At 68.7% G+C, this 9266-nt stretch carries 9 protein-coding genes; 3 read left to right on the forward strand and 6 right to left on the reverse strand.

Annotated elements, in window-relative coordinates; genetic code table 11:
- From ABT08_RS11060 to ABT08_RS11085, 6 genes are all read right to left on the reverse strand, one after another.
- On the reverse strand, positions 1-952 hold a 952-nt coding region (locus ABT08_RS11060), incomplete at its 3' end, for a fatty acid desaturase family protein (RefSeq protein ID WP_288114969.1).
- 296 nt (positions 953-1248) lie between these two features.
- Complete coding sequence (locus ABT08_RS11065; protein WP_056207169.1) at positions 1249-2706, reverse strand: glycoside hydrolase family 130 protein; 1458 nt, start codon at positions 2704-2706, stop codon at positions 1249-1251.
- Complete coding sequence (locus ABT08_RS11070; protein ID WP_056519987.1) at positions 2703-3716, reverse strand: hypothetical protein; 1014 nt, start codon at positions 3714-3716, stop codon at positions 2703-2705. The genes ABT08_RS11065 and ABT08_RS11070 overlap by 4 nt, the downstream gene beginning before the upstream one ends.
- Positions 3716-4846: a glycosyltransferase gene (locus ABT08_RS11075; RefSeq protein ID WP_056207167.1), complete on the reverse strand. Its 1131-nt coding sequence runs from the start codon at positions 4844-4846 to the stop codon at positions 3716-3718. The genes ABT08_RS11070 and ABT08_RS11075 overlap by 1 nt, the downstream gene beginning before the upstream one ends.
- A gap of 149 nt (positions 4847-4995) precedes the next feature.
- The gene (locus ABT08_RS11080; protein ID WP_289013445.1) at positions 4996-6036 is read right to left on the reverse strand and encodes a glycosyltransferase family 4 protein; all 1041 of its coding nucleotides are present in this window, start codon (positions 6034-6036) and stop codon (positions 4996-4998) included.
- A 49-nt stretch (positions 6037-6085) separates the two neighbouring features.
- Complete coding sequence (locus ABT08_RS11085; RefSeq protein WP_056207165.1) at positions 6086-6646, reverse strand: hypothetical protein; 561 nt, start codon at positions 6644-6646, stop codon at positions 6086-6088.
- A 261-nt stretch (positions 6647-6907) separates the two neighbouring features.
- Here ABT08_RS11085 and ABT08_RS11090 point away from each other — a divergent pair, with 261 nt between their 5' ends.
- From ABT08_RS11090 to ABT08_RS11100, 3 genes are read left to right on the forward strand one after another with little or no spacing between them, the layout of a single operon-like run.
- Positions 6908-7450, forward strand: coding sequence for a CpaF/VirB11 family protein (locus ABT08_RS11090; protein WP_082483050.1), 543 nt, complete (start codon positions 6908-6910; stop codon positions 7448-7450).
- Complete coding sequence (locus tag ABT08_RS11095; protein ID WP_288114971.1) at positions 7447-8310, forward strand: type II secretion system F family protein; 864 nt, start codon at positions 7447-7449, stop codon at positions 8308-8310. The genes ABT08_RS11090 and ABT08_RS11095 overlap by 4 nt, the downstream gene beginning before the upstream one ends.
- Positions 8307-9233: a type II secretion system F family protein gene (locus ABT08_RS11100; protein WP_056207162.1), complete on the forward strand. Its 927-nt coding sequence runs from the start codon at positions 8307-8309 to the stop codon at positions 9231-9233. The genes ABT08_RS11095 and ABT08_RS11100 overlap by 4 nt, the downstream gene beginning before the upstream one ends.
- Positions 9234-9266: the final 33 nt, after the last annotated feature.

Below are 9266 nucleotides of genomic sequence, written 5' to 3' on the forward strand. Positions count from 1 at the left end.
GCATGCTCGGGAACAGGTGATGCTCGATCTGGAAGTTCAGCCCGCCCATCCCCGTCGCGACCACCGGGCCGCCACTGATATTGCGGGAGGTCAGCGTCTGACGGCGCAGGAAGTCGATCGAGAAGTCCTTCGGCAGGATCGCCATCCCCTTGTGATTCGGGGCGAAGCTGCCGCCCATATAGATGCCGAACAATGCCACCTGCACGGCCATGAACGCCAGACCCATCAGTGGCCCCGCAGCGATGATGACCAGCGCGGGGAACCCGATCAGCCGGATCGCGAGGAGCGTGGCTTCGACCCCACGAGCCTTCACCTGCTCCCCGCCGAGCACCGCCTTCACTGCGTTCACGTGCAGGTCGGCGCCGGCCAGGGTGAGGATCGGGAAGAAGAACCAGTGCTGCTTCGACATCACCGCCGCCCGCCAGCCGTGATGCTGGCTTGCGTCCTCGGTCGTGAAGACGATCACTCCCGGCTTGATGTCGCCGTCCTTGCCCATCTTGTTCGGGTTGGCGTGGTGGCGGGAGTGCTTGTTCATCCACCAGCCGTAGCTCAGGCCCACCAGCAGGTTGCCGACGACGCGTGAGAACCACTCGTTGCGGATGCCCGAGGCGAAGATCTGCTTGTGCGCGCCGTCATGCGCGAGGAACGCCGTCTGGGTGAACAGGACCGCGAAGTACGCGCCGACAAGAAGCTGCCAGGGCGATGAGCCCAGCGCGAACAGCGCCATGAAGCCGCCGACGTACGCGGCGAGCAGGATAAGGCAGCGCGCCAGGTACCAGCCCGGACGCCGCTTCATCAAGCCCATCTCCTTGATCGTTGCGGCCAACTCGCTGTACTCGCTCGCATTCCGCTCGTGTGCCTCACCGGCGCCGACACGTCGAGGGCGGGTGGCCCGGATCCTGGGGGAAGGACCGCTCTGCGTCGTGAGTTCATCGGTCGATGTCGTGGTCATATTCGAACGTTACGTTCGGCAGCTCTCCGATGCGTCCCTCCGTGGAGCACACTTTCACCCGATACCCCGGTACGGGCAGCCGGTCGGTCGGCCACGAGGGCGGATGTCTAGAGGTCGTCGAATAGGTTGTTCCCGCGTAGGAGGGCATCTCCGACCCACCAGACGATCGCGACTTCGTCGCGGCGCGCCCGATGCGTGTCGGGACGCCGCCGCCGCACCGAGCGGTTGGCCTTCACGAGGCATTCATGGACGAGTTCCTCGTCCGGTCCCCAGGAGTCCGGCTGGGAGCGCGGTCATCAGGTCATGGAGGCGAGAAGGTCTGTGAGCTCCACCGAGCAGACGCCGATGCGCGAGTCGGCGATGCCGATCGGGATCCATAGCACGCCTTCGTGAATGATGCCGCCGCAGGAGTAGGCCACGTTGGGGACGTAGCCGTCGCGCCGCCCACTGTGAGGTTCGAGAATCGGGGTGGAGGTGCGGCCGAGGACCTTGGTCGGGTTGTGCAGGTCGAGCAGCAGGGCCCCGAGGGCGTAGGTGCGCATGGGGCCGACGCCGTGAGTGAGCACGATCCAGCCTTGTTCGGTTTCAAGTGGTGGGCCGCAGTTGCCGGTTTGGACGATCTCCCATGCTTCTTGAGGGCCGTGTACTCTGCCGGCCTGCGTCCAGATCACCCCGTCGTCCGATTCGGCGAGGGAGATGTTCTCTCCGCCGGTCCGGCTCAGCGCCAGGTACCTGCCGTCGACCGGGCGGGGGAACATCGCCATGCCCTTGTTCTGTGCGCCGTCGCCGACCAACCGGTGGACGCGGAAGTCGCGGAGGTCGGGGGTGATTATCAGCCGCGGTGCGATGTCGCGTCCATCGTAGGCGGTGTAGGTGGCGCGGTAGTGGGTGGAGCCGTCGGTGTCGGTGAAGCGCACGAATCGCGCGTCCTCCATGCCGCGGTGTTCCTCTGCCGCGACGGGGGAGAGTACTCGTTGACTCAGCTCGGTGTCGAGGGGGAAGCCGGCTCTGTATGCGGAGGACGCGATGACGCGGAGTGCGTCGATCTGTCGACGGGTGTCCGCGCGCGATGACAGCTCGGAGGGGATGAGCGTGGCGGCGGTGTCGATGTCCGGCGTTGAGAATCGTGTCGGCAACTCGCGCAGGACGGCGTGGGAGGTTTCGTTGAGGACCCCCTCGTGCGCGGCGGCGGCACGGAAGTGGGCGACGCTCCAGGCGCCGGCGCTCACCTGCGGGCGCCAAGGGGGCCGGCGGCGGTCGTGGAAGGTCCAGGTAGTTCCGGGGCCGATGACGGCTTCGGCGAACTCGATGGATGAGAGATGCCCTTCCCCGATCGCGCGGAGCGCGATCGCGACGCGCAGCTGTCCGGGTCCCATACCGCTCTGGTCCGGGTGCTCGACGGCGCTGGGGTTGCACAGCGCCGCTCCTTCCAGTGCGAACTCTGCGGTGAAGCTGGCACCGAGGACGATCCGCCGGGAGTCCGTGATCTCGACCGGGCCGGCAAGCCGGGAGCTGACGGCATCCGCGCTCGCGAGGAACAACGCCCGGACGTCGGGATGCCGACTGCTGAAGTGTTGTATCAGCCGGGCCGCGATCTCTTCGGTCTCACGTTCGGGCAAGGCGAGGACGCGGGAGACTATGTCCGAGGCGCGTGAGTGCGTGTCCGCCGACTCCTCTCCCGGGAGGAAGAGCTGCCCGATCACCCGGTCTGGCTCAGGGCGAAGCTCGGCGGAGTGCATCCGCACGAGGGTCATGTGTCCTCCAGTGCGCCGACGCGGCGCGCCTGTTGATGCGTGCTGATCGCGGCCAACGTTGATTCTGCCCCTCGGTTCTCGTTGCGGCCGTCGCGTTCGAGCCCGTCGAAGCCTGCGCCGGTTCCCTCATCCACCATGGGAGTGTGGCTGTCGTTGCGGCCCCGGAACCACTGCCAGGCGAGGGCGATGCCGATGAGCCACCTGTCGTCGTCTGTCTGCTCGAAGGCGCGGGCACTGGCGTCCGCGATCGCGGCGACTTCGATGGGCTGCTGGTCGAAGAGCGGTCCGACATCATCGGGTCCGCGCCCGCCGTGACCTGTCACGGAGAGCCGATCGGCCGAGGTCTCCACGGAGAGAAGGAATTCGAGCAGTGTCAGACCTCGGCCCACCGCCTCATCGTCGCCCAGCCGTCCGCCGGCGGCGATGAGGGCTTCGGCGATGGAGGCGTTTGCGTATCGCAGGCGCGGCTCGGGCCACGGCCAGTCCGTATCCGTCGACTGGGGAATTGCATCGATGAGTTCTCGAAGGAGGTGCCTGGCAGGCATGTCGTCCGGATGCCTGGATGCGACCTCGCTGGCACCGAGCGCGGCGAAGGCGATGGTGCGCAGATCTTGGGATTCTTGTTGCGCGGCGCGGTCGAACGCGTGTAAGGCGCGAGCGCGGATGTGTGCATCGGGTGCCCGTGCTGCTGCGGTGCCGAGTCCCCAGAGCAGCCGTCCCCACCAGTCGCCCATGCTCGGCTCATCCGTCCACTCGCCGTGTTCGTCCATGCGGTTGTGCGCAAGGCCGTCCGTTCCGATGGCCGCTTCGAGGAAGCCCAGGTAGATCTCGCCCAGCCGCTGGAGCTCGGGATCGTGGTCCGGCTCGCGGACGACCACGATGAGTGCACGGGCAACGTCGTCGACGCAGTATCCGTGTTCGCGGCGGGGGGTGTCGAGCAGAGCGTGTTCGAAGACGCCACGGTGATCGGTGAGGGCACGCAGGTGCTGAAAGAGATCAGGACCGTCCATCACGCCGCCACCGCGCGCATCGCGGCGGCGAGGTGCCGATAGCGGTCCGCGACCGCAGACCAGGTCATATCGTCCGCATCCTGCAGCGCGACCGCTCGCATGCGTCTGGCGATGCCGTCACCGGTCAGGATCGTCCGCAGCGCGGACGCGATCGACCGCGGGTCCTCATGGGCGACGATGATTCCCGCGCCGCCCGACAGCAGCTCGACCGCATGGGGAAAGCCGGTGGCGACCACGGGAATGCCTGCGGCGACCGCTTCGACGAGGACTCCGGAGGTTGCCTGGTCGCGCGAGTCGTAGGGCAGCAGCACGACATCCGTCGATGACAGCAGAGCGGCGAGCTCGTCGCCTTCGAGGTAGCGTCCGTCGAGGTGCACCGACGGGCCGACACCGAGTTCGCTGACCAGATGTGCGAGTCCTGATCGATAGCCATCGCCGGCGTGGGCGAGCACCTTCGGGTGCGTCTGCCCGGCGACGACGTACTCGACCTCGGGGGAGAGGTCGGTGAGCTGCGCGATGGCTCGGATACCCCATTCGATCCCCTTCCCCGGCGAGATCAACCCCCAGGTGAGGACGCGCCGACGACTGCGGGGCGCGGCTGCGGCGACAGCGAGGTTGGTCACCCCATGCGGGATCACGTGAACGAGCGAGGGATCCACAGAGTAGTGCTCGACGAGGGTGTCACGTGCGCCGCTGGTCATCACGACGGTCACTGATGCGCGGGCGCACACCTGCGACAGGACCAGGCGCTGATGCGGTGTCGGCGAGGGGAGCACGGTGTGCAGTACCGCGATGGTGGGGACGGTCATGGCGGTGAGGACGTCGAGGATCTCATCGCCGTCCTCGCCGCCGTAGATGCCGTACTCGTGCTGGACGATCGCGACATCGCAGTCGTTGAGCATCGATGCCGCCGCGCTCCGGCTGCGGACATCCCCGGCGATGAGGTCCGCCCTCACCTGCGAGGACACGCCGGGCCCAGGGGAGGCGGCACGCTCGGGGGCGTCGAGGACGCGCACGATGTCGGCATGATCCACGGGACTCGCGGTGAGCGCGCGTGCCAGAGACTCGGTGAAGGTTGCCAGCCCGCAGCGGGTGGGCGGATAGGTGCTGAGAAATCCATAGTGGGTCACGGCGACGCGCTCCTCGATATGCCCGAGCGACGACGTCTTCGGGCGATGGCGAGACGTCTGCCGGCGGCATCCCTCGTGGGATCGCGGCGACGGCGGCGTGATCCGGTCCACGCCGAGAGTACGGAAATACCCGGCGCTGTGGCCCTACTCTACTCCGGTCGCCTGTGAACCGAGCCGGCTCCCCGTCCGAGCACCTGGTCGTACACCTGCAGATAGTCCTCGACCATTCGCTCGACGCCGAATCGAGCCACCGCGCGTTCATGGACATCCCGACGATCCAGCATCGCCACCTTCTCGACGGCGGCAACAGCCTGATCGAGCGTGGTCACGGTGCGTCCGGTGACGCCTTCATCGATCACCTCACGCATCGATCCGCGCCGGTATGCGATGACCGGCGTGCCACACATCATCGCCTCCACGACCGAGAGCCCGAATGGCTCGTCGAACGCGATCGGATGCAGTAGGGCGGTGGCGTTGCCCAACACCTGAGCCCGTTCGGCCGACCCCACGGAACCGCGGAACACCACCCTGTCACCGTCGATGTGCGGTTCCACCTCGGAAGCGAAGTACTCCCGATCGTGCACGATGCCGCAGATCATCAACCGGCGCCCCGCCCGGCGGGCGATCTCGATCGCCCGAGCTGTGCCCTTGTCAGGATGGATACGACCGAAAGACACCAGATAGTCATCGGGGGAGGCGACCAGAGGCAGCTCCGCCGCATCGACGCCATGGTGCACCGTCGCCGCATACGTCAGATCCGGCGACCGATCGCTGTCCGAGATCGAGACGAATGCCGACGAGGATGCTCTGTATGCGGGCAGGATCGCCGCACCCGAGAACCCGTGGACCGTCGTCACCATCGGCGCCCGCCACTGAGCACTGAACGCGAGCGGCAACCAGTCCACCTGGTTGTGCACGATGTCGAACTCCTCAGATCGAGCCATCGCGTGCGCGACATGAAGCGCCTCCCACACCCGACCGTCCATCGACGCGTCCGCCTCATATCCGTGCGGGACCACCGCGTCGAGCACCGCATCGGTCACCGAGTTCGCGGTCGCGAACAGCGTCACCTCCACACCTCGTCGCACCAGACCCTCGGTGAGCAGGCTCGTCACCCGTTCCCACGGGCCATAGTGCTCAGGCGGCGTCCGCCACGCGACCGGGGCCAGCATCCCCATCTTCAGAACCATGCCGGCCCGTCCAGCAGGGAATGCTCAGCGCACCGGCCGCGTCCCGGTGTCACGAGCGGGTTCGCGCATGACCGCCATCATCGGCCCACTCATCGATCTGCGCCCGGTAGCTCGCATCCAGATCAGCCTGATCGAGGAAGGACCCGTGCGGAGCCTCCGCATCGGCGGTGATTCGGAACTTCACGGATTCCGCCAGCGTGGCCACGGCCGCCGCGCGGATTTGCTCGCTCGCGGCCGCGTGCTGAAAGCGTGCGGCCGCCGCCTCCCGCCCGGCACGGACAGCCTCGCTGATCTCAGCGAGCCGATCAGCCAGGACACCCGCAAGGCCATCCCTCAGCTCTTCCAGATTCGTGTTCGCGATCTCCAGCCGACGATCCGAGACCGTCACCTCGACCGTTGGGAAACCGGCCCTCGCGAGGAAATCCCGCGTTCCGCCGTCGAGGATCTGCGTCACCTCGTCGCGTTCGGGACGACGAGTGAACACCGCCTCCACCGTGTACCGGTCTGGGGCCTCATCGGTCATCAGCGCAGCAGGCAACGAACCCACCAGCACCGATCCCAGGCCCAGCGTCGCGGCATCGGGGCCGCTCGTTCGTGTCTGTGTCTTCATGACCTGACGGTACGCCCCGAAGATGTGTACCTCACAGTTTCGCCTCAGCGAACGCGAACCATTCGTGCGACTCGTCACAAGTCGGCAGACCCACCCTGCTCGCACTTGGCGGAGACGTACGGCCTGAGCGCCTCCGCGAGGTGCTGAGGGCCGCTTACTGGCGTCACATCTGTCAAGACACTTTTCGAATAGCAGTCGGTGGCCCTCGGACTCAACAAATTCCCGGTCAGGGGTCAGTTATACGGATGAAAATGTAGGGGGATTGCAGCGAAGACGACGCTCCTCGGGGCGCTGATCGCCGCGTGCGCGCCGCATCAGCGCATCGTCACGGTGGAGGAGACGTTCGAGCTCGCCGCCGAGATGCCCGACCTCGTGGCGATGCAGAGCCGCCAGCCGAGTCTCGAAGGCGGGGGAGAGGTCACGCTGCGGCGGCTCGTGAAAGAGGCGCTGCGCATGCGCCCCGACCGGCTCGTCATCGGCGAGGTGCGCGACGCCGAGGCCCTCGACCTCGTGCTCGCCCTCAACACGGGCGTGCCGGCGGCGGCGACGATCCACGCGAACTCGGCGCGCGACGCGCTCGTGAAGCTCGCCGCGCTCCCGCTGCTGGCCGGCCGCAACATCGACCGGGACTTCCTGCTGCCCGCGATCGCGAGCTCCGTCGACCTCGTCGTGCACTGCCGGCAGGATGCCGCCGGCACGCGCCGCGTCGCGGAGATCGTCGCGCCGACGGGCCGCGTGGTCGACGGCGTGATCGAGGTGCGCCCCGTGGCGGCAGGGTTCATGCCGACGGGGAGGACGGCATGAGCATTCTTCTCGGCCTCCTGCTCGGCGCGGGCGCGCTGCTCGTCGCATCGCCGTGGCTCTGGCCCCGCACGTCGTCGGCGCGACCGACGCGACCGCTGTCGGCTCCGGCGCTCGACCGTCTTCTCGCCGAGGCGGGGTTCGCCGCGCGTCGGCGCCGTGCTGTCGTGTTGTCGGCGCTCGCGCTCGCCGCCGTCGCCGCGTCGGCGGCGCTGCTCCTGACGGGAGTGCCGGTGGTGGCGGCGGTGGCGGCGCTCGCCGCGGCGGGTGCGCCGTTCGCGTGGCTCCGGTCGCGCGCCCGGGGCCTGGTGCGCGCCCGCCGAGCGCTGTGGCCCGACGTCTGCGATCTGCTCGTCGCCTCCGTGCGCGCAGGAGTCGCGCTCCCTGACGCCGTCGCCGCGCTCGCCGCATCCGCGCCGGCCGCGCTGCGCGGGGCTTTCGCGTCGTATGCACGGGATGTCGCGGCATCCGGTCACTTCGACAGTGCGATGGCCCGTCTCAAGGCCGCCCTCTCCGACCCTGTCGCCGATCGCCTGGTCGAGGCCTTGCGCATGGCCCGACAGGTCGGTGGCACCGAGCTTGTGCCGGTGCTGCAGGCGCTCTCGCAGTCGATCCGCGCCGACGCTGCGGCGCGAGCCGAAGCCGAGGCGAGGCAGTCCTGGGTGCGGGCGGCAGCGGTGCTGGGCGTCTCGGCGCCGTGGGTGATCCTCGTGCTGCTGTCGCTCCGCGCCGAAGGGGCGGCGGCGTACGCGTCGCCCGGCGGGATGGCCCTCGTCGTATTCGGCGCTGCGGCCTCGGTGCTCGCGTTCTGGCTGATGTCTCGGCTCGGGCGTCTCCCGGAGCCGCGGCGGTGGTTCGGATGACCGCCGCGTTGCTCCCGACCATGGCCGTGTCCGTGCTGCTCGGCGGGGCATTCTCCGCCGGCGTTCTGCTGATGTTCGCGACGGTGCCGCAATGGGGCGCACCGCGTCTCGCCGATCGCATCCAGCCGTACGTGCGCCACGTCGCAGATCCTCGCGGGCTCACACCGCTCGACCCGGTGGCGACGCTCGGGAACTCGTGGACGGTGTGGCGGGCACGGGTCGTCGGGGCACTGGGCGGCGGTGAGGCTGTCGCCGCGCGCCTGGCCGCCGCGCGATGGGAGATCGATGTCGCGCGTTTCCGTGCCCGCCAACTCGGCTGGGCGCTCGCGGGGGCCGGCGTCGGCGCCGCTGTCGCGGTGGGGATCGTCATCGCCCGCTCCGGCACGGCTCTGCTGGTGGTGCTCCCGGTGCTGACGGCTGCCGCCGGCGCGGTGCTGTGCGATGTCACTCTGACGACGGCGGCACGGCGCCGCCAGCACCGCATCCGGGAGGAGCTTCCGACGGTGCTGGAGTTCCTCGCACTCTGCCTTTCCGCAGGAGAGAGCCTGCTCGATGCGCTTCGCCGGGTGAGTGCGGTCGGCTCGGGCGAGCTGACGGCCGAGTTCGGGCGCGTGGTGGTGGCCGTGGCATCCGGGATGCCCCTGGCCGCCGCTCTGCGCGAGCTGTCACGCGACGTGGCGGTGCCCGCTCTGTCGCGGGCGGTCGATCAGCTGACGTCGGCGCTCGACCGCGGCACGCCGCTCGCGGGAGTGCTGGAGGCTCAAGCCGGCGACGCCCGCGAGGATGCCAAGCGGTCGCTGCTCGAGGCCGCCGGCCGCAAGGAGATCGCGATGCTGCTGCCGCTCGTCTTCGTGATTCTGCCGCTGTCGGTGCTGTTCGCGATCTTTCCGGGCATCGTCATGCTCCGGTTCGGAATGGGGTGACCGTGCCCTCCACGGTCGATGACGCGCGGATGT

This window comes from Microbacterium sp. SCN 71-21 (assembly GCF_001725695.1).
Taxonomy (GTDB): domain Bacteria; phylum Actinomycetota; class Actinomycetes; order Actinomycetales; family Microbacteriaceae; genus Microbacterium; species Microbacterium ginsengisoli.